Consider the following 18,266-nt stretch of genomic DNA (forward strand, 5'->3'; position numbering starts at 1 on the left):
CGCCGGTTCAGTCATGGAGGGAGGCGAGCCAGGCGGTCAGCAGGCGGTTGACCTCCTCGGGACGCTCCTGCTGGATCCAGTGCCCGCAGCCGTCCAGGATGTGGCTGGCGGCCAGGGCGGGGAGGGTTGCCGGGTAGGCGTCGATCGCGTCGGCCATCCAGGTCGTGGAAGCGTCCAGGGCGCCGCCGATGAACAGGGAGGGCTGCGTGATCGGGGCACCGTCGTACCGGGCGAGGTCCTCCCAGTCGCGGTCCATGTTGCGGTAGCGGTTGAGGGCCCCGGTCATGCCGGTGCGCTCGAACTCCCCGGCGTACACGTCGAGGTCGTCCTCGGTCAGCCAGGCGGGCAGCTTGCCGGCGGGGAAGCGGTCGCGCAGCCGGCCGCCGGTGCGGGCCACGAAGTGCGGGTCGGGCTCGCCCTGGGCGGGCATGGTGTCGGCGGACATGGCCGCGTAGAAGCCCGCGAGCCAGCCCCGGAGGTCGGGCTCCATCTCTGCTTCGGCCCGGCCGGGCTCCTGGAAGTACGAGACGTAGAACTCCTGGTCGCCGCCCATCTGCGCGAAGACGTCGCTGGGGCGGGGGCCGCCGGGCGGCGCGTAGGGGACGCTCAGCAGTCCGACGGCGCGGAAGACCTCGGGGTGGAGCAGGGCGGAGGCCGCCGCGATGCCGGAGCCCCAGTCGTGCCCGACGACCACCGCCTCCTCCTCGCCCAGGGCGCGCACCAGGGCGACGTTGTCCTCCACCAGGTCGAGCATCCGGTAGGCCTCCGTCGCGGCCGGCTTGGAGGAGCGGCCGTAACCGCGCACATCGAGCGCCACGGCCCGGTACCCCGCCGCCGCGAGGGCGGGGAGTTGGCGGCGCCAGGAGTACCAGGACTCGGGGAAGCCGTGGACGAGCAGGACGAGCGGTCCGGTGCCCTGCTCGACCAGGTGCAGGCGCCCGGCGGGTGCCTCGATGGTGCGGTGGCGCAGGTCGGCGGACGGCGCGGGCTGGTGCATCGCTGCTCCTCGGTTCACGGGCGGCCGTGGTTACCCGCCGATCATGCGGCGCGGCGGCCGCTCGATGCGAACACCCTTGCCATCCTGGCAAACTGGCAGGACAGGGCGGTGCCAGGGCGGTGGACGCAGCCCGGCCGGAGGGAGCGGGGCGACGGTGACAGAGACGGTGAGGGTGACGGACGACGGCATGGCCGCCACGCTGGCGGCCATGGGCCCCCGGCTGCGAACGGCGCGCGAGCAGCACGGCGCCACACTCACCGGCGTCAGCCGCGCGACCGGCATCTCGCCGAGCACGCTGTCGCGGATCGAGACCGGCCGGCGCAAGCCGACCCTGGAGGTGCTGCTGCAGCTCGCGAAGGCGTACGGCGTCTCCCTGGACGAGCTGGCCGGCACCGCACCCGCCGCGCCGGCCGGCATCGCGCCCGCCGGCATCGCGCCCGCCGCGAAGGCCGGACCGCGCACCTCGGTGTCGCAGCGTTCCGGCAGCGACAAGGCGGTGCTGCCGCTGACCCGGTACGTCGGGGGCCTGCACGCCCACAAGCACGTCCTGCCCGCCGTCGACGCGCCGCCGGCACGCCCGCGGCAGGTCTCCCATGACGGCTACGAATGGCTGTGCGTCCTGTACGGGCGGCTGTGGCTGGCGCTCGGCGAGCAGGACCTCGTGCTGAGCGCCGGGGACGTGGCCGAGTTCGACACCCGCACCGCCCACGGAGTCGCGAACGCCGGACCCGGCGGACCGGTCGAATACCTGGTCATGTTCGGGCCGCAGGGGGAGCGCCTACGACCGTGCACCCCGGCCCCCGACCGCAGGGCCCGGTAGCGCGGAGCGCGGCGTCCGGGCCCCGGCGACGGTCCTTCTCGTCCACCGCACCGGCGCTGGATGGTGCTCGGGTCCGGTCAGCCCAGCGATGCGCTCGCCGCACGCAGTTCGTCCAGCGCTGCCAGGGTGTACCCGGCGAGCCCGTCCTCGGCGTCACGGTCGTCGCCGGCGCCACGCTCGTTCTCGGCGTCACGGTCAGCCTCGGTGCCTCGGTCGGCCTCGGCCCATTCGGCGTACCCCCGTTTGAAAGCGAGGACGCCCAGCTCGCCCGCGAGGGCCGCCGTCGGATCGGGTACGCCGCGGGCGACCAGAGCGGTCGTCATCGCGGCCGCGAGACTGACGGTCTTGAGGGCGTCACGCTCCTGGAGCTCGGCGCTGGCGGCGACGGCCGCCTTCAGGCGGGGGGCGAGTTCGCGGCTCCCGGGGCCCATCGCGGCCGACGCGCGCGCCAGACCGGCAGCGACTGCCTCCAGCGGGCTGGCGTCACCGGGCGCGTCGGCGATCCCCTCGGTCAGCAGCCGGCTCAGCGTCTCCTGCCCGGCGACCAGCAGCTCGCGCTTGTCGGGGAAGTGCCGGAAGAAGGTGCTCTTGGTGACCCCGGCACGCTCGGCGATCTGCGCGACGGTCGTGGCGTCGTACCCCTGCTCCGTGAACAGGTCGACCGCAGCCACGACGAGGCGTTCACGCGCCCCTGGTTCCCATCTACCCATGGGTTCAGCATATGTGATGGGACTCTTGTCCCATCACCCTGCTAGAGTGATGGGACAAGAGTCCCATCACTTCCGGGAGGGTTCCCATGCGCGTCTTCGTCACCGGCGGCACCGGTCTCATCGGTTCCGCCGTCGTCACCGAACTCCTCGGCAAGGGCCACACCGTCCTCGCGCTGGCCCGCTCCGACGCCTCCGCACAGGCCGCCGAGGCAGCCGGCGCCGAGCCGCTGCGGGGAGGCCTGGCCGACCTGGACGTCCTGCGCTCCGGCGCGGCCCGGGCCGACGGGGTGATCCACCTGGCCTTCGGCAACGACTTCAGCAGCCCCGAGGCCCTCGCCCGGAACGTTGCCGAGGAGACTGCCGCCCTCACCGCCCTCGGCGAGGAGCTCGTCGGCAGCGACCGTCCCCTGGTCACCGTCTCGGGTACGCCCTGGGTGCCGGGCCGTGCCTCCACCGAGGCCGACCCGGTGCCGACCGACGGGCCGGTCGGCGGCCGCGGTCGCACGGTCACGGCGATCCTCGGCCTGGCCTCGCGCGGGGTCCGGAGCACGTCCGTACGCCTGCCGCGCACGGTTCACCAGCAGGGCACGGGCGGGTTCGCCGGTCTGCTGACCGACATCGCACGCCGGAGCGGGGTCTCCGGCTACCCCGGCGACGGCACTCAGCGCTGGCCCGCCGTCCACGCGCTCGACGCGGCCGTCCTCTTCCGGCTCGCCCTGGAGCAGGCGGAGGCCGGTACCGTCTGGCACGCCGTGGCCGACGAGGGGGATCGGGTACGGGACATCGCGGCCGTCATCGGCCGACGGCTGGGCCTGCCGGTCGCGTCGGTGCCGGAGGAGACCTACGGCCCGCTCGGCCCGATCTTCAGGGCCGACCAGCCTTCGTCCAGCACCCGCACCCGGCAGGCGCTCGGCTGGGAGCCGAAGCACCCCGGCCTCCTGGAGGACCTGGAGAACATCCGGCCCTGATCGGCGACGACCGGCAGTCCACGTCCACGACAAGCAGGAGGTTCCATCCATGGTGGCAGTCGTCTTCGGCGCCCGCGGCAACGTCGGTCGTCATGTGGCCGATGGCCTGCTGGCCGCCGGTGAGCAGGTCAGAGCAGTCAACAGGCCGTCGGCCAGGACCCCCGCCAGGACTCCGGCCGCGGGCCTGGCGCCCGGGTGCGAGGCAGTCGTCGCCGACCTGGCGCGTCCCGAGACGCTGCCCGCAGCGCTCGACGGTGCCGACAAGGTGTTCCTGTACGGGATGCTCGACCCCCAGAAGCCCTACGACATCGAGAAGGTCACTGCGGCGGCCGCAACTGCGGGGATCCGGCAGGTGGTTCTGCTCTCCTCGGTGTCGGTCGTCCTGGACCCCGACGCCGACCACCCGGTCACCCGCCTGAACCGCACGATCGAGCAGGCCGTCCAACGGTCCGGCATGGACTGGACGTTCCTCAGGCCGGGGACGTTCGCGGCCAACACCCGCACCTGGTGGGCCGAATCGATCCGCACGGACAACGTCGTCCGGCTTCCCCGTCCGCTCGCACAGTCGGCACCGGTGCACGAGAAGGACATCGCGGCACTGGCGGTGACCGCCATGACCGAACCGGGCCACTCGCACCAGGCCTACACCATCCACGGGGCCGAGTCCCTGACGCTGCAACGCCAGGTCGAGCACATCGGCGAGGCCATCGGTCGTCGGATCCGGGTCGCACACATATCCGACGAGCAAGCTCGTGCGGAAATCGCCAGAACGATGCACCCGGTCGTGGCCGAGGCGATCGTGAGCCAGTGGGCCGCCGCCGACGGCGTCGTGGCCATGACCTCCGTCATCGCCGAAAAGATCACCGGCGCTCCGGCGCACACCTACGCCCAGTGGGCCGTCGACCACGCCGACGACTTCCGCTGAGATCAGTCCTGGTCGTCCGGTCCGTCCGGTCCGTCCGGTCCGTCCAGGCTGTCCAGCTCGTCCAGCTCGTCCAGCTCGTCCAGCTCGGACAGGGCGTCGGCGATCAGGCGGGTGGCGAAGCTGTTGTCGTTCTTGCCGGAAATCCGATTGACGTGCTCCGCGACCATGACGGCCAGCGCCTCCAACGGATTCAGCTCCTCCTTGGTCCACGGCCCGTACTGCGCGCGCCACAGCGACGGGCTGAGGCCGGTGCCCGCGGCGAACAGCAGGCCGGCCATGATGGGGACGACCTCGGGACGGAAGGTCCTGGGCATCATCCGCATCGTGGCCACCAGGTCGGGCACCACGTACTCGACCACGTCCTCCTCGTGGCGCTCCAGCGACCTGCGCAGCCAGTTCATGTACAGGTAGACGAGCGTGCAGGTGCCGTCGACCAGGTCCTTGAACCCGCCGGCACCCAGGGACGCGGCGAACTGCTCGACCATCTGCTCGTGTTCGGGCCCCAACCCGCTCCTGCCGTCGTAGATGGCCTTGAGCTTGGAGTCGACCACCATGAGCGCGGCGCTCACGTCGCCGGCGGGAGCGAATGCGGGGTCGCAGGGCGATGACACGGGGGACTCCTCTTCCTGCCTTCTCCTACGGCAATGACTGCGTGACGACCACTACGGTGCGTAGCGTGACACGTCCGCAGAGTAGTGCGTCGATCACCCCTTGGTCAGACGAATCCCGAGGAACGTCCGCCCACCCGGCGGGAGATAGGGTCCGAGGCATGGATGAAGACGCCGCCCTCTGGTACCGGATAGCCGATCTCCTGCCGGAGCCCGCCTCGAAGGAGGTGAAGGAATGCTGGGACATCGGGGAACAGGAGTGCGGACTCGGCCTCCTGGTGGAGGGCCTGCTCGGCCGCCAGATCCCGATCAGCGGCACGGACCGGGCACGGATCTCCGTCCTCGCCGAGCAGTGGGGCGAACGCGAGATGCTCACGCCCGGCCTCCTGCGCTGCCCGGGCGACGGCGCGCCCGCCCCGGTCCGGTTGCTCGACGGCGAGGGCGGTGACGACCTCGACGTGGTGACCGGCCGCAGCGAGCCGGAACTCACCGACCTGGTGCTCGTCCCGTGGATCGGCTGCACCCGCTGCGGCCACGTCCTGCTGCGCGCCCACACCTGGGAACCCTGGGACGACCTCTCCTACCTCGCCGAGCACTACGTGATCACCACCGCGGACCACACCACGGCCCTGCGCATCCTCCCCGGCGACTCCGCCGCCGAGGCCTTCGCCGACCTCCTCCACGGCTGCCCGCAACCGTAAGGGTCAGAGGGATGACCTCTCCGGCGGGTGGGGGGAGGACAAGGGGCACCTGTGTCAGCGGCCGGTCCCGAGCCCCCGCTCGCCACCACCTGATGGGTAATCATCCGGGGCCGGTTCCCCTTGCGCTCTGCCAGCGGAGCTCGTGCCACCGTGACTCCGAGCGGGCTGCGCCAGCTCCGTGGGTGGGATCCACCTGAACAAGGTGCACACGCCCGCGAAACGAGGAGGGCCTTCAAGCAGGGGAGGGTCGGCTGACCCCCGCGGGTGCGGGGAGGAGCCGCCTTGATCCACCGCGAACGATTCGAGTAGCGGCTGACCCCCGCGGGTGCGGGGAGGAGGCTTCGTGACCTGGGGCGATGCAGCGGTTTTGCTACTTCTTTGCATGGCTTGGTGGGCTGCTGTCCGAAGGTCCTGATGTTGCAGGCGCTGTTGAGGTGTCAAAGGGCTTGAAAAGCATCCCATGTGCGTGCGATGCGCGGGGTGGTCGCGAACATTGTGGTGCGTAGAACTCGGGGGAGCTTCCGGGCTCGTAGCGGTTCCTACTGGCTCGGGGTGAAGCTCGGGCTCAAGAACGTGAACGAGCAGCGCATCATCAGCGGGGACTCCGTCTCGCCCGTCTTCACCGTCACCGTGCGCTGACCGGCGGCAGGGCCGCCGTCCCGCCCTGGGGTGGAGGGGAGGGGCAGGTCGGTCGCCGCCTCCCCTCCACCCCATCCGAGGTCCGGGCGGCGATCGGTCAAGAATTCGGTGTCGCCGATCAGTTCGGGACTGATAGCGTCCCGGACGTGGCAAAGCTGAACCAGATCATCGCCGTTGAAAAGGGCGTCAAGTCCAAGTCCTTCCAGGAGCTGACGCAGGCCCACCAGGACCTGCAGAAGCCCGCGCTGCTGGCCGGGATCTCCCGCACCTACCAGCCAAAGGACGAGGAGGGTGAGCAGCTGCCGCCGGAGTCGACCCGGGTGCAGCTGAAGGCCGAGGACATCCTGCGGTCCACCGCGAGCACCCTCACCCGGCTCTTCGACGTGACGGCCACCAAGGACTGGGCCAACATCGGCGCCAGCGCCGACGTGGTGGTGGACGGCCAGGTGCTCCTCGCGCAGGTGCCGGTGCCGTACCTGCTGTTCCTGGAGAAGCAGCTCACCGACCTCTCCACCTTCGTGAAGAAGCTCCCGGTGCTGGACGCCTCCGAGTCGTGGAACCTCGACCCGTCCACCGACTCCTGGAAGACCGAGCCGGTGCGCACCATCCGGACCAAGAAGGTGCCGCGCAACCACGTCAAGGCCGAGGCCACCGAGAAGCACCCGGCCCAGGTCGAGGTGTACTACGAGGACGTCGCGGTCGGCTACTGGACCACGGTCAAGTTCTCCGGCGCCCTGCCGGCCCGGCGGGTGAACGAGCTCGCCGAGCGGGTGGAGAAGCTGCAGCAGGCGGTCAAGTTCGCCCGCGAGGAGGCCAACTCGGTTGAGGTCACCGACCGGCGGGTGGGTGACGCCGTCTTCGGCTACCTGTTCCGGTAGCCCCATGATCGCCCGCCCGGGGAGCCGGGCGGGTGCACCGGGCGCGTCAACGCCCTGGTCCCGGGAAGCCGGGCGGGGGTGCGTTGCGCGGCGCGGTGCGAAAAGCTGACACTGATGTTGAAGCTGACCAGGGGTCGCAGTGGAGGTTCGAATCCTCCCCCCGGCACAACCGGCCGGGGTAGCCCAAGCCAGGCAGAGGCGGGCCCCGTGAATCTCAGACTCTCGCTCCAGTCTCAGCATTCGCCGCCGAACACCGGATCGACCGGGTGTGGACGAATATCGACGAATGCAGGTTCAAGTCCTGTCTGTGCCGCTCCGTGGCACGGTAGTTCAAAGGCAGAACGCGTCGATTTCAATCTGATCCGCGACCCTTAAACGTGCCGGTGTGCGCAATTGGGCGGCAAACAGGGGCCCGGGAGCAGGCTACGCTCCCGGGTCCTCTAGCTTTTCCGACCGGCCGACGGCCGGGTCTCAGCCGACGGTGAGGGTGGTCGGTCCGCTCGCTCCGGTGACGCCTGTGGTGCTGCACTCCAGGGCGCCCGGCTGCGGGAGGGTGATGACTTCGACCGCCTTGGCCCCCTGGAGGTAGCCCTCCACGATGGTGCCGGTGATGGTGGTGATCACCTGTCCGGCCACCGCGTTGCTGCTGCCGGTGGCCTCGATGACGCTGGTGGTGCCGTTCTGCCAGCGGAAGGTCCGCCTCGTGGTGAACCCCTCCAGGAGGTCGTCGCAGCTGGCCCCCGCGATGGTGAACCGCTCGGCGTACGATCCGCTGGTCACCTGGGCCCCGCTGTCGGCGCAGGAGCTGAAGCTGCCGTTGATGGTGACGGTGACGGGCTTCCGCTGGAAGGTCAGCGCCGGGTCGTAGCCGACGGTCTCGACTCCCTGGCACTGCAGCAGATGAGCGGATTCCGTACGGGTGGAGGCCGTACGGGCGGAGCCGGCGGCCGGACCGGCGGTGCCGAGCGCGGCGACGGCGGCCAGGGCCGCCGCCAGGGTGACGGGTCGCAACCGGGTTCGGCCGAACGCCGTGAGCGGTTTCAAGGGGTCTCCTCCACGAGTGATGGCGGACGAACTGTGGCTGTGCGTATTGTGATGGTCACTCTCCGATATCCGCAACAGCTCACGTCCTGGAGTGTGATGAACGCACTGAACCGCGGCGAGCTGGTGATACCGGGTGCCACGCTGTACTTCGAGGTGCGCGGGTCCGGCGAGCCCTTGCTGCTCATCCCGGGCAGTGCCTCCGACGCGGTCGTCTTCGAGCCCCTGGCCGAGGTCCTCGCCGCAGACCACCGCGTCATCTGCTACGACCCGCGCGGCATCTCGCGCAGCCCGTTGGACGGACCCCCGGTGGACCAGCGAGTCGAGGTGCACACCGAGGACGCCCGCCGCCTGCTGGACCGGCTCACCGAGCCGGACGAGCCGGTGAGGGTGTTCGGAAGCTGCGGGGGCGGTCTGGTCGCGATGGAACTGGCAGTGCGCCACCCGGAACTGATCCGTACGGCCGTGGCGCACGAGCCTCCTGCCACGGGCCTGTTGCCGGAGGCCGAGCAGTACCGGGCGTTCTTCGACCGGGTCCACGAGGTGTTCCGGCGTGACGGCGTCGCGTCGGCGCTCCGGGCGCTGCAACCGCTCTTCGGCGGCCGGCCCGCCCCGCCGCTGCCCGAGTTCCGGGACAACTTCCCCTACTTCCTGGCCCACTTGATGCTCCCCTTCACCCGCTTCCTCCCCGACCTTGACGCGCTTGCCACGGTGGCGGACCGGATCGTGGTGGCCGGCGGGCGCGATTCACGCGGCTATCCGGTACACCGCCCGGCGGGGGTCCTCGCGGCGCGGCTCGGCCGCCGACCGGTGGAGTTCCCCGGCGGCCACGTCGGCTACGCGAAGGATCCGGACGCCTTCGCGGCGCGTCTGGTCGAGGTGTTCGCCGCCGCTCCCGAGCCGAGGGCGCTCCCGAACCGCGGGTGCTGCTCGCGGGCCGACGGCGCCCGGGCCGAGGGCGCGCCCGAGCCGACAGAGCTGAGGAGTTGACGCGGTGCGCATCCTGATGGGCGCCCAGAACTGCGGCTTCGGCCCGGCCGCCGAGCTCGTGGCAGTCTCCCGGCTGCTCCCCGGTCACCAGCGGGTCTTCGTGGGCGACGGCGTGGCGGCGATCTTCGCGCGCCGCCACCCGGACGCCTTCGACGAGATCCATGAGGATCCCGCGGCGATCGACCGACTGCTGGCGGGCTGCGACCAGGTGGTCTCGGTGATGGACGCCGACCTGGTGCTGCGGGCCGTGGTGGCGGGACGGCGAGTGACCATGGTGGACAGCCTGTTCGGTTTCTGGCAGCTCACCCGCCCGCTGCCCCGGATCCGCGACCTCTGCGCCGACCTGCCCCGCACCTCCTTCGCCGCCGCCACCCACCACCTGGGCGGACTCACGCCGCACGAGCGCGTCATTGCGGCCCACCTGCTCGCGACGCACTGTCTGGTGCAGAGCTTCCCCGGCGTGGCCGAGCGGATGGCCGCGTTCACCGCGCTCGGCGACGCCGGCCCGAAGCTGCACCTGACCGGCTCGCTGGTCGACCTCGAAGGCCTGCGGAAGGCCCCGCGCGACGCCGAGCCCGACTGCGATCTGCTGATCAACATCGGCGGGTTCCAGAACTTCCTGCTGGACTTCGAGACCAACAACGACTACCTGCACCTGCTCCGCCGCTGGTTGCCGGACCTGCTGCGCGACTGGCCGCGGTTCCCGCGCGTCCTGCTCTGTGGCGGCCCCTTCGCCGGGCACCGTGAGCGCACCGTCACCGCCGCCGGACGACAGGTCGTCTGCCGGTTCCTACCCCAGCGCGAACTGCTGCGGAAGGTGGCGGCCACCCCGCACTATTTGCTCACCCCGGGTCTGACCGCGCTCCACGAGTCGCTGGCCCTCGGACGGATGCCGCTCGCCCTCCACGAGCAGCACTACGCCCACCTGTTCACCGTGCGTCAGCTCGACGGCACCCTCTTCGGCCGGACGGCAGGGCGGTTCGCCGACGTCCTGCCGGACCACCCGGTGCCCGAGGACGACTTCGCGGGGACGCAGGCCCTGATGGAGATCGCCGGGCGGATCCGCGAGGACGACGCCCTGTACGCGAGGTTCCGGCGGAGCATCAACGGGCGGATCGAGCAGTACGTGTCGCTCACCCCGGCGCAACACCGGGGCGGGGTCGGGGAGTTGCGGACCTTGTTGGACGGCGATCCGCTCCCCGAGGTGCTGGCCAGAACCATCCCGCGTTCCCACGGGAGGCACCTTTCGTGAGTTCCGCCTACTTCGCGCTCCGCGAGCGGCTGCTCGGGCCGTTGGGAGATCAGCTGCTCACCACCGACCAGCTGTGCGAGGCCGGTCGGGTCATCTGCGGTTGCCCCGAGAGCCTGTCGCTCTACGGCGTCCCCGCCCCCGAGCTGACCGCCCGGGGGCTTCGCGTGTTGGGACGGACTGCGGTCGAGTGCAGCAAGGACCCGCACCCCTCGGTCGTCGCCGAGCTGATTGCCGAGCTGACGGCCGGGCTGACGGCTGAGCCGACGGCCGAGCTGACGGCGGAGCCGGCTGCTGAGTTCCGGCGCCCGTTGGGCCGGCGCCCGATGGTGGTCGACCTGTTCTGCGGGTCGGGGAACCTCGGTCACCACCTCGGACGGCGCCTGGGCCACCCCGTGTACGCCGCCGAACTCGACCCGCTGGTGTACGCCACCGCCAGCCACAACCTCGACCGCGTCGGCTCGTCCGTCGTCCTCCGCCTTGCCGACTACCGTGAGGTGCTCGCCGCGCTCCCTGCCCGCAGCGAGTGCGACACCTACGTCGTCGAGCCGCCGTGGGGCGCGGCCTTCACCCCGGACGGTCTGGATCTGACCCGGACCGAGCCACCGGTCCCGCAGATCCTCGACGACGTCCGCCGATCCCGCGACGGCCTGCCCTGTCTGGTCGTGATCAAGACCAATGACCGGATCGTCAACGGTTCGCTGGACGGTTCGTTCGAGGGCGGCGTCCACCTGCGGTCCTTCGTTCCGGAGCCGGTGCTGCCGACGGGCCTCAATGCGGAGTTCCACATCTACCGTCTCGGTGAGCGGCCGCCGGGTCCGTCACGGTGACCTGCGGGCGAGGGAGGTCGGTTGGGCGTCAGCGTCAGTCAGGGGAGGGCGGCGTCGAGGAAGGCGTGCCAGGCGGTGTGGACGCGTTCGGTGTGGATGCCCTCTTCGGTGTCGTCGGCGAGGAGGTCGAGGAGGAGGCCGCGGAGGACGGCGAGGACCACGGTGGGGTTCGCTCCGGTGCCGGTGAGGACCCGTCGCAGGGCTGGCAGCCACTCGTCCAGGGAGGTTGTGCCGAAGTCCTGCCAGGGGCCGGAGTGGCCGAGAGCACGGACGTAGCCCTCGAAGAACAGGCGCAGTGCGCCGCGGCGTTCGGGCTTGGTCAGCCACGTCCAGAGGAGTTCGAGGGTTTCGCGGGCGTTGCCGCCCTCGGCCTCGGACTGTTCCAGCAGCGCCAGTTGTTCGGCCCGGCCGACCGCCAGGACCTCCCGGACCAGTTGCTCCTTCGATCCGAACAGGTAGAGCAGCACGCGGGGGCTGGAGCCGATCTCGGCGGCCAGCGGGCGCAGGGAGAGGTCGGAGACGTTGTGCTCGGCGACGTAGCGGACGGTCGCGGCGAGGATTTCCTCGCGGCGTGGCGAGGACGGGCGGGTGGGTGCATTGGCGAGGGCGGTCACGTGGTCTATCGTTCCACTGAAACGAGTGTTTCAGTGAGCGTTCCAGTGAGAGGGGATGCCACCATGGCTGACACCGCATCCGGAGCCGAAGCCGAAGCCGGAGCCGAAGCCGGAGCCGGGGCCGAAGCCGGGGCCGAAGCCGGAGCCGGAGCCGGGGCTCGAGCCGAAGCCGGAGCCGGGGCCGAAGCCGGGGCCCGAGTCGACGTCGCCGGTATTCGCGAAGCGCTCAGGCCCGGCGACCTCGGCGCCGTCGCCGCCCTGCACGGCGTCCTCTACACCCGTGAGTACGGCATGGACGAGACCATGGAGGCCTACGTCGCCGCCGGCATGGCCGAGCTGGTCCTCGCCCGGGCCCGTGAGGGCGGCGCCGGGCCCGGCCGGCTCTGGGTCGCCGAGCTCGACGGCCGGGTGGTCGGCGCCGCCGGTCTGGTCCGGGCGGAGGAGCGTCCGGGCTGGGGTCAGCTGCGGTGGGTGCTCCTCGACCCGGACGCCCGGGGCCGGGGTCTGGGCGGGCGGCTGCTGGCGACGGCCCTGGACGAGGCGCGCGCCCGCTCGTACGAGGGCGTGCTGCTGTGGACCGTCGCCGGGCTCGACGCCGCCCACCACCTCTACTCCAAGGCCGGCTTCGAGCTCACCGTCTCCCGGCCCGCCCGCAGGTTCGGCCTCGACACGGTCGAGCAGCGGATGGACCTGCGGTTCTGACGACCGGTTCGGACGACTGGTTGCGCCGACCGGTTCTGACAAGCGGTTCAGGCGTCCTTCAGGTGGGCGAGTGCTGAGACGAGGCGGTCGGCGATGTCCGGCGGCCAGGGGAAGGCGCGGGTGACGGCGCGCTGGTGGGCGAGGCCGTGCAGGCCCAGCCACAGGGCGACGGCGTCGCTGGACGGGTCGGTGCTGGTGGCCTGACCTGCGGCGACGCAGTCGCTGATGGCGGTGGCGATGACCTCCAGGGCTTCCGCACCGAGGGCGGTGAGGTCCGCCTCGGTGATGGAGCTGTCGCCGAGGGTCGGAGTCCAGAGGCCGCCGAACATGGTGCGGTAGCGCCCGGGGTGGGTGCGGGCGTAGTCCAGGTACGCGTCGCAGATCGCGCGCAGCCGGCGGCGGGGGTCGTCCTCACCGGTGTCCTGCCCGCCCGCTGCGGAGTGGGCGGAGCGCAGGTGGCGTTCCAGCTCGGCGAACTCCCGCTGGACGACGGCCAGGACGATGGCCGGCTGGTCGGGGAAGTGCGGGTAGATGGACGGGGCGGCGATCCCGACCCGGCGGGCGACGGAGCGCAGGGTGATGGCGCGTTCGTCGCCGCTCTCGTCGAGGAGTTCCACGGCGGCGGTGATGATCTCTTCGCGCAGGCGCCCGCCCTCGCCGCGGCGGTTGCGTGTGCGGGTCGGCTTCCCTGCGGCGGCTCCCGGTACGGAGTCTTCCGATGCGGCGGCTTCCGGTGGGGCCGTTTCCGTTGTGCTGGTTTCCTTCACGCTCGTCACCTTACGCCGTGAAGCTTACGGGCGTGAAGCCTTGCGGGCGTAGCCTTACACCTGTAGCTTTACGGATGTAAGCACGTCGGTCCGCACCGAGGAGTCCTGCCATGACCGGTCCCACCACCGCCCGCGCCGCTGCCACCACCGTCGCCACCGAGATCGTCCTGCCCGGCCCGGTCGAACCGAGCGGCCTGGAGGTCCGCACCCGCCCGCTGCCGGCCCCCGCCGCCGGCCAGGTCCTCCTGCGGATGGACGCGACCGGCGTCTCCTTCGCCGAACAGCAGATGCGCCGCGGCAAGTACTACGACCAGCCGCCGTTCCCCTTCGTCCCCGGCTACGACATCGTCGGCACGGTCACCGCCACCGGCCCCGGCGTGGACACCGCGCTGACCGGCCGTCGGTTCGCCGCCGTCACCAAGACCGGCGCCTGGGCCAGTCACCTGCTGATCGACGCCGCGGACCTGGTGCCCGTGCCGGACGGCGTGGACGCGGCCGCGGCCGAGACCGTCGTCGTCAACGGCATCACCGCCTGGCAGATGCTGCACCGCCTCGCCGCCGTCCGCCCCGGAGGCACCGTCGTCGTCCTCGGCGCCAACGGCGGCGTCGGCTCCACCCTCGTCCAACTGGCCCGGCACGCCGGGATCACCGTGATCGGCACGGCCTCCACGCGCCACCACGAGGCCGTACGCGCCCTCGGCGCCACCCCGGTCGACTACCGCGACCCGCACCTGTACGACCGGATCCGGCAGCTCGCGCCCGACGGCGTCGACGCGGTGTTCGACCACGTCGGCGGCCCCGGCCTGGTGGACTCCTGGCAGCTGCTGCGCCGCGGTGGCACGCTCGTGTCCTACGGCACCGCCGCGACCAAGGACGAGACGGGCAACTCGCGACTGCCCGTCCTGAAGCTGTTCGCCCGCCTCCTGCTCTGGAACGGCCTCCCCAACGGCAGGAGCGCGCACTTCTACAACATCTGGGCGGGCCGGCGCCGCCCCGAGGCCTTCCGGCGCCGCCTGGGCGCGGACCTCACCCAGGTGCTGCGTCTGCTGGCCGACGGCGTCCTCACCCCGCAGATCGCCGCCCGGATCCCGCTGGGCGAGGCGGCCGCGGCGCTGGAGCTGGCCGAGTCCCGTACGGTCGCGGGCAAGGTCGTCATCGTCCCGAGCGCGTGACGGGCCGTCGGCGCCCCTGCGTCCAGCAGCTCGCTCCTGTCTATGGGCTGTCTGCTGTTGTTATTTGTGTTCGGCGCTCCGGACTGGAAGGCTGCCCGCCATGAAGATCACGATCACCGTGGAGGACCCGACCCCCGAGGTCCTGGAGAAGCTGCTCGCCCTCGCCGCCGTGCCGGCAGCCGTCGTGACCGCGGTGCCTGACGACCGCTGGACGCCGGAGCGGGCCCGCTCGTACTACGACCGACTGCCGCCCCGGGCGCAGCAGATCCTGCTCCAGGTCATCGAGGGCGACGGCGAGTGCGGCGCCGAGGAGTTGAAGGCGAACGGCCGCAGCCTGCGGGGATCCACCGGCGCGTTCCGCCGGGTGCTCTCCGAGGGCAAGCGAACCGGGATCTGGCCGGAAGGCCTGCCCGTACCCGTGGTGTCCCACGTCGTCGGCGGGCAGCTCAAGAAGATCGAGATGCCGGGCCGCGGCACGGAGCAGTACGTACTCCCGGAGTTCGAGGAAGGCCTGGGCGATCTGCGAAGCGGCGGCGGCGGCAGCGGCGGCGGCAGCGGCAGCGGCAGCGACTGACTGACCGGCCGTCAGGGATCGCCCGGTGATGCCGCGGGGCTGTCGCATGCCGGCGGGCTTGGGGGCGAGTGAGTGGGTGTGAGTCGTGCCCTGGTCGATGCGGCGAGGCGGTGCGACCGATCGGCGGCTGCGTCCCGGCTGCCGCCGGGGGTGAGCCGAGTCTGCTACCTTCCCCGTGCGCGAAACGATCATTCGTGCGAATCATGCGAAAATGCATCGCACGTGCGACCGGGGCGTTCCGGAGAAGCACCGAAGGTTGACTGACGGGGGGACGGACATCCATGAACGCGTACGCAGGTACGGGCGGGCCGGGCGGGTTCTACGCGCCGCCGACGGCCCCGGGCGCGCCGGTGCTCGGGCCGACCTTCGGGGTCAATCCGGCGGACCTGGACCTGGCGGCCAAGGCCGCGAAGGAGAGCGGTGAGGCGATGCCCGCCGAGCTCAAGGCGATCCACCAGCCCTCCGACACGGCGGCCGCTGCGCTGTCGGGCTGGCAGGTCGGTGCCGCGCTGCACAACTGCACCGCGGCATGGGAGGACCTGCTGAACAAGCTCGCCTCAGAGGTCGACGGCGTCGCCCTGAAGCTGAGCCAGACCGCCACCGACTACCGCAACGCGGACAAGAACGGCGCCACGGGTCTGAAGCCCTCCGGGCTGTTCCCGCAGGGGGCGAGCTGATGGTCTCCCTCGCCCAGCTGCGCGACAGCGACCTGTCCGGCCTGCTGCCGGCGGCCACCGCCTACGACACCCTCGCCACCAACTTCGGCAAGCATGTCCAGACCATGCAGCACGAAGTCCTCAAGCACGTCCTCAATGCGAACTGGGTCGGCAACGCCGCCGGTGCCGCCAACGCCTCCCTGCAGCGCACCAGCAACCGCCTGGACGCCGCTCACACCGAGATGTCAGCGGTCTCCGCGCTGCTGCGCGAGGCCTCCGAGAGCTTCCTGCTCGCCCAGTCCAAGCTGAAGGCGGCACTGCAGGAGGCACAGAACCTGGGGCTCACCGTCGCCGAGGACGGGACGGTGTCCTGGCCCGCCCCGTCCAAGGCCGAGAGGAACGACCCGGAGTACGACGTCCCCCAGCAGGCGAGGGCGCTGGCGAACCGGATATCCGGGGCCGTTACGGAGGCCGGCAATGCCGACCAGAAGATCGCGGGGCTCCTGAACTCCCTGACCGAACGCGCGCGCAACGGCACCGGGCTGGACACCGACAAGGCCGCCGCCGACCTGAAGGCCGTCACGCAGCAGGGCGTCGACCTGATGGCTGCGGGCTTCCCGCCCGCCGGCGCCTCGCCCACCGAGGTCAACAGCTGGTGGAAGGGCCTGACGCCCGACGAGCAGCAGCGGCTCATCGAGGCCCACCCTGACCTGCTGGGCATGCGCGACGGCATCCCGGCAGCGGCCCGTGACCAAGCAAACCGGCTGAACCTTGCCCACCTCATCACCAAGTACCAGCAGAAGCCGAACCTGACGGACGACGAGAAGCAGAAACTGGAAGGCTTCCTCGCGATCAGCAAGCGCCTGGAAGCGGACAAGGACAAGCAACCCCCTCGTTTCCTGCTGGGCGTCAGCGAGGAGGGCCAGGGCCGGGGCATCCTGTCCTTCGGGAACCCGGACACGGCGAAGAACGTCAGCGCGTACGTGCCAGGGCTGGGCACCACGCTCGGCGCCGTCGGCGGCAAGGACGGCGACCGTGCCCTGAACGTGTGGAACGCCGCGCACAACGCCGATCCCAACGCCGAGGTCGCGTCGATGGTCTGGCTCGGATACGACCCGCCGCCGGGCCTGGAGAAGCTCGCGGACGGCGACACCCGGCCCCTGGAGGTGATGGACGCCGACCGCGCAGCCAAGGGCGGGGCCGCCTACGACAAGTTCATGGCAGGCCTGCGCGCCACCCACGACGGCTCGCCCGCACACCTCGTCGCCCTCGCGCACAGCTACGGTTCCACCACCGTCGGCCTGGGCGCGCAGATGAGCAGTGGCACCGGAGCCGATGACGTCATCCTCGTCGGCTCCCCCGGCACCGGCGCCGCCAAGGCCTCGCAACTCCACATCGACCCCGGCCACGTGTGGGTCGGCGACGCGGAGAACGACCCGGTCAGCCACCTGCCGTCGAAGGGCCGCGTGGCCAATGACATCCAGGGCGCAACGGGAGGTTTCCTCGCGGGCCCGGTCGGGAGCCTCGTCGGCGGCTATGTCGCCGACAAGATGTACGACTGGTTCGGCCCCGAGGACCAGCTCTGGTTCGGTCAGGACCCGGCAAGCAAGGGCTTCGGCGCCAACCGCTTCGCCGTGGCCGACGGGCCGGAGCTCTCCTTCGACTCCCACTCCGACTACATGACCGACCCCAACGACTCGACGTCGAAGACCCTGGAATCGGTCAACAACATCGGCCAGATCGTGGCCGGGAAGTACGACCACGTCACGAGGCAGGACCACCGATGAACGACCGTCCGAGCCTGAGTCACCGTCCGGGCACCGCCCTGCGCTTGTCGGCAGCCCTCGCATTCCTCGCCGTCGGTGCCACCGCCTGCGTCGGCGGCGCCGGAACGGGCGCCGACCGGGGCGAGGGGGAGAGTCCGGGCCCCCTCATCCCGCCGGCCCAGGCCCTGCAGACACTCGACTCCCTGCTGGAACAGACCACCGCGGGCGTGCAGCCGGCGCTGCAGTACTGGGACGCCTGGCCGCAGGCCACCGTGCAGTACTCCAAAGGCCTCGACGAACACTCCCTCGGCTACGCCAAGGCCTCCCGCCAACGCCACGTCAAGACGAAGGTCGCCCCCGGCAAGTACGGCGCCCTGCTGGACGCGGTGCGCAGCACCTGGCAGGCCAAGGGCTACCGGGTCGAGACGGGGCCCGCCAACCTGCAGGCCCTGTTCGCCACCACGCCCGAGGGCAACGGTGTGAGCATCACCATCCACCCCGCCGGGAACATCGACATCGGGGCCACCGTCAGCCCCGTCCCGGTGCCCGACGGCCGGGACCTGTTCGGCACCCCCACTCCCGACCCGGTCATGGCCAACGGCAACCCGGACGTCGTGCCCACGTACGAGGACCCGTACTGGTCCTCCTGATCACCGCGC

21 protein-coding genes are annotated in these 18,266 nt (G+C 71.4%); 15 read left to right on the forward strand and 6 right to left on the reverse strand.

The features are described 5' to 3' along the window. Window positions 1–7: 7 nt before the first annotated feature. Window positions 8–997 carry an alpha/beta fold hydrolase gene (locus BX285_RS33060; protein ID WP_121179304.1) on the reverse strand — a complete coding sequence of 330 codons (990 nt, stop codon included), beginning with the start codon at window positions 995–997 and terminating at the stop codon, window positions 8–10. A 187-nt stretch (window positions 998–1,184) separates the two neighbouring features. Between BX285_RS33060 and BX285_RS33065 the strand changes: the two genes are divergently transcribed. After that, window positions 1,185–1,817: a helix-turn-helix transcriptional regulator gene (locus BX285_RS33065; RefSeq protein ID WP_121179562.1), complete on the forward strand. Its 633-nt coding sequence runs from the start codon at window positions 1,185–1,187 to the stop codon at window positions 1,815–1,817. A gap of 77 nt (window positions 1,818–1,894) precedes the next feature. On the opposite strand, the gene BX285_RS33070 is transcribed toward BX285_RS33065, so the two are convergent. Then, window positions 1,895–2,527 (reverse strand): TetR/AcrR family transcriptional regulator, encoded by a 633-nt coding sequence (locus tag BX285_RS33070; protein WP_097240586.1) that lies wholly within the window; start codon window positions 2,525–2,527, stop codon window positions 1,895–1,897. Between the two features lie 86 nt (window positions 2,528–2,613). On the opposite strand from BX285_RS33070, the gene BX285_RS33075 reads away from it, so the two are divergent. Then, window positions 2,614–3,495 (forward strand): SDR family oxidoreductase, encoded by an 882-nt coding sequence (locus BX285_RS33075; RefSeq protein ID WP_121179305.1) that lies wholly within the window; start codon window positions 2,614–2,616, stop codon window positions 3,493–3,495. A gap of 49 nt (window positions 3,496–3,544) precedes the next feature. After that, the gene (locus BX285_RS33080) at window positions 3,545–4,420 is read left to right on the forward strand and encodes an SDR family oxidoreductase (RefSeq protein ID WP_097240584.1); all 876 of its coding nucleotides are present in this window, start codon (window positions 3,545–3,547) and stop codon (window positions 4,418–4,420) included. Window positions 4,421–4,422: 2 nt separating this feature from the next. Here the strand turns inward: BX285_RS33080 and BX285_RS33085 are convergent, their stop codons facing one another. Next, the gene (locus BX285_RS33085; protein WP_121179306.1) at window positions 4,423–5,031 is read right to left on the reverse strand and encodes a hypothetical protein; all 609 of its coding nucleotides are present in this window, start codon (window positions 5,029–5,031) and stop codon (window positions 4,423–4,425) included. Between the two features lie 158 nt (window positions 5,032–5,189). Here BX285_RS33085 and BX285_RS33090 point away from each other — a divergent pair, with 158 nt between their 5' ends. From BX285_RS33090 to BX285_RS33095, 3 genes are all read left to right on the forward strand, one after another. Continuing rightward, entirely contained in the window at window positions 5,190–5,729 is a 540-nt protein-coding gene (locus BX285_RS33090) for a hypothetical protein (protein WP_121179307.1), read from the forward strand. Window positions 5,730–6,209: 480 nt separating this feature from the next. Further along, window positions 6,210–6,368 carry a hypothetical protein gene (locus tag BX285_RS37680; protein WP_183107315.1) on the forward strand — a complete coding sequence of 53 codons (159 nt, stop codon included), beginning with the start codon at window positions 6,210–6,212 and terminating at the stop codon, window positions 6,366–6,368. Window positions 6,369–6,514: 146 nt separating this feature from the next. Continuing rightward, complete coding sequence (locus tag BX285_RS33095; protein WP_097240581.1) at window positions 6,515–7,246, forward strand: hypothetical protein; 732 nt, start codon at window positions 6,515–6,517, stop codon at window positions 7,244–7,246. A 471-nt stretch (window positions 7,247–7,717) separates the two neighbouring features. On the opposite strand, the gene BX285_RS33100 is transcribed toward BX285_RS33095, so the two are convergent. Beyond that, on the reverse strand, window positions 7,718–8,290 hold the full coding sequence (locus tag BX285_RS33100; protein ID WP_121179308.1) for a hypothetical protein: 573 nt from the start codon (window positions 8,288–8,290) through the stop codon (window positions 7,718–7,720). A gap of 96 nt (window positions 8,291–8,386) precedes the next feature. Here BX285_RS33100 and BX285_RS33105 point away from each other — a divergent pair, with 96 nt between their 5' ends. The 3 genes from BX285_RS33105 to BX285_RS33115 are packed head-to-tail and all read left to right on the forward strand — an operon-like array spanning window position 8,387 to window position 11,356. Next, entirely contained in the window at window positions 8,387–9,277 is an 891-nt protein-coding gene (locus tag BX285_RS33105; RefSeq protein ID WP_121179309.1) for an alpha/beta fold hydrolase, read from the forward strand. A gap of 4 nt (window positions 9,278–9,281) precedes the next feature. Further along, window positions 9,282–10,529: a hypothetical protein gene (locus BX285_RS33110; protein WP_121179310.1), complete on the forward strand. Its 1,248-nt coding sequence runs from the start codon at window positions 9,282–9,284 to the stop codon at window positions 10,527–10,529. Then, complete coding sequence (locus BX285_RS33115; RefSeq protein ID WP_121179311.1) at window positions 10,526–11,356, forward strand: hypothetical protein; 831 nt, start codon at window positions 10,526–10,528, stop codon at window positions 11,354–11,356. Before BX285_RS33110 ends, BX285_RS33115 begins: the two co-directional genes overlap by 4 nt. 38 nt (window positions 11,357–11,394) lie before the next feature. Here the strand turns inward: BX285_RS33115 and BX285_RS33120 are convergent, their stop codons facing one another. Beyond that, window positions 11,395–11,970 (reverse strand): TetR/AcrR family transcriptional regulator, encoded by a 576-nt coding sequence (locus tag BX285_RS33120; protein WP_121179312.1) that lies wholly within the window; start codon window positions 11,968–11,970, stop codon window positions 11,395–11,397. Window positions 11,971–12,033: 63 nt separating this feature from the next. Here BX285_RS33120 and BX285_RS33125 point away from each other — a divergent pair, with 63 nt between their 5' ends. Next, window positions 12,034–12,672, forward strand: a complete 639-nt coding sequence (locus BX285_RS33125; protein WP_121179313.1) for a GNAT family N-acetyltransferase — start codon at window positions 12,034–12,036, stop codon at window positions 12,670–12,672. A gap of 47 nt (window positions 12,673–12,719) precedes the next feature. On the opposite strand, the gene BX285_RS33130 is transcribed toward BX285_RS33125, so the two are convergent. Continuing rightward, a complete protein-coding gene (locus BX285_RS33130) occupies window positions 12,720–13,439 on the reverse strand; it encodes a TetR/AcrR family transcriptional regulator (protein ID WP_121179314.1) in 720 nt (239 codons plus the stop codon). 110 nt (window positions 13,440–13,549) lie between these two features. On the opposite strand from BX285_RS33130, the gene BX285_RS33135 reads away from it, so the two are divergent. From BX285_RS33135 to BX285_RS33155, 5 genes are all read left to right on the forward strand, one after another. Beyond that, a complete protein-coding gene (locus BX285_RS33135) occupies window positions 13,550–14,611 on the forward strand; it encodes a medium chain dehydrogenase/reductase family protein (RefSeq protein WP_097240573.1) in 1,062 nt (353 codons plus the stop codon). A 100-nt stretch (window positions 14,612–14,711) separates the two neighbouring features. Beyond that, window positions 14,712–15,185: a hypothetical protein gene (locus BX285_RS33140; protein ID WP_121179315.1), complete on the forward strand. Its 474-nt coding sequence runs from the start codon at window positions 14,712–14,714 to the stop codon at window positions 15,183–15,185. A gap of 281 nt (window positions 15,186–15,466) precedes the next feature. Next, the gene (locus BX285_RS37685) at window positions 15,467–15,862 is read left to right on the forward strand and encodes a hypothetical protein (RefSeq protein WP_183107316.1); all 396 of its coding nucleotides are present in this window, start codon (window positions 15,467–15,469) and stop codon (window positions 15,860–15,862) included. After that, window positions 15,862–17,628: an alpha/beta hydrolase gene (locus tag BX285_RS33150; protein ID WP_183107317.1), complete on the forward strand. Its 1,767-nt coding sequence runs from the start codon at window positions 15,862–15,864 to the stop codon at window positions 17,626–17,628. Before BX285_RS37685 ends, BX285_RS33150 begins: the two co-directional genes overlap by 1 nt. After that, complete coding sequence (locus BX285_RS33155; RefSeq protein WP_121179318.1) at window positions 17,625–18,257, forward strand: hypothetical protein; 633 nt, start codon at window positions 17,625–17,627, stop codon at window positions 18,255–18,257. The genes BX285_RS33150 and BX285_RS33155 overlap by 4 nt, the downstream gene beginning before the upstream one ends. Window positions 18,258–18,266: the final 9 nt, after the last annotated feature.

It is taken from the genome of Streptomyces sp. 1114.5 (assembly GCF_003635085.1).
Lineage (GTDB): Bacteria > Actinomycetota > Actinomycetes > Streptomycetales > Streptomycetaceae > Kitasatospora.

Excerpts from the sequence above, each read along its gene's own strand:
- BX285_RS37685 (WP_183107316.1), top strand. The coding sequence starts at position 15,467 with ATGAACGCGTACGCAGGTACGGGCGGGCCGGGCGGGTTCTACGCGCCG.
- BX285_RS33105 (WP_121179309.1), top strand. The coding sequence starts at position 8,387 with ATGAACGCACTGAACCGCGGCGAGCTGGTGATACCGGGTGCCACGCTG.
- BX285_RS33065 (WP_121179562.1), top strand. The coding sequence starts at position 1,185 with ATGGCCGCCACGCTGGCGGCCATGGGCCCCCGGCTGCGAACGGCGCGC.
- BX285_RS33060 (WP_121179304.1), bottom strand. The coding sequence starts at position 997 with ATGCACCAGCCCGCGCCGTCCGCCGACCTGCGCCACCGCACCATCGAG.
- BX285_RS33135 (WP_097240573.1), top strand. The coding sequence starts at position 13,550 with ATGACCGGTCCCACCACCGCCCGCGCCGCTGCCACCACCGTCGCCACC.
- BX285_RS33125 (WP_121179313.1), top strand. The coding sequence starts at position 12,034 with ATGGCTGACACCGCATCCGGAGCCGAAGCCGAAGCCGGAGCCGAAGCC.
- BX285_RS33080 (WP_097240584.1), top strand. The coding sequence starts at position 3,545 with ATGGTGGCAGTCGTCTTCGGCGCCCGCGGCAACGTCGGTCGTCATGTG.
- BX285_RS33140 (WP_121179315.1), top strand. The coding sequence starts at position 14,712 with ATGAAGATCACGATCACCGTGGAGGACCCGACCCCCGAGGTCCTGGAG.
- BX285_RS33150 (WP_183107317.1), top strand. The coding sequence starts at position 15,862 with ATGGTCTCCCTCGCCCAGCTGCGCGACAGCGACCTGTCCGGCCTGCTG.
- BX285_RS33070 (WP_097240586.1), bottom strand. The coding sequence starts at position 2,527 with ATGGGTAGATGGGAACCAGGGGCGCGTGAACGCCTCGTCGTGGCTGCG.
- BX285_RS33090 (WP_121179307.1), top strand. The coding sequence starts at position 5,190 with ATGGATGAAGACGCCGCCCTCTGGTACCGGATAGCCGATCTCCTGCCG.
- BX285_RS33155 (WP_121179318.1), top strand. The coding sequence starts at position 17,625 with ATGAACGACCGTCCGAGCCTGAGTCACCGTCCGGGCACCGCCCTGCGC.
- BX285_RS33075 (WP_121179305.1), top strand. The coding sequence starts at position 2,614 with ATGCGCGTCTTCGTCACCGGCGGCACCGGTCTCATCGGTTCCGCCGTC.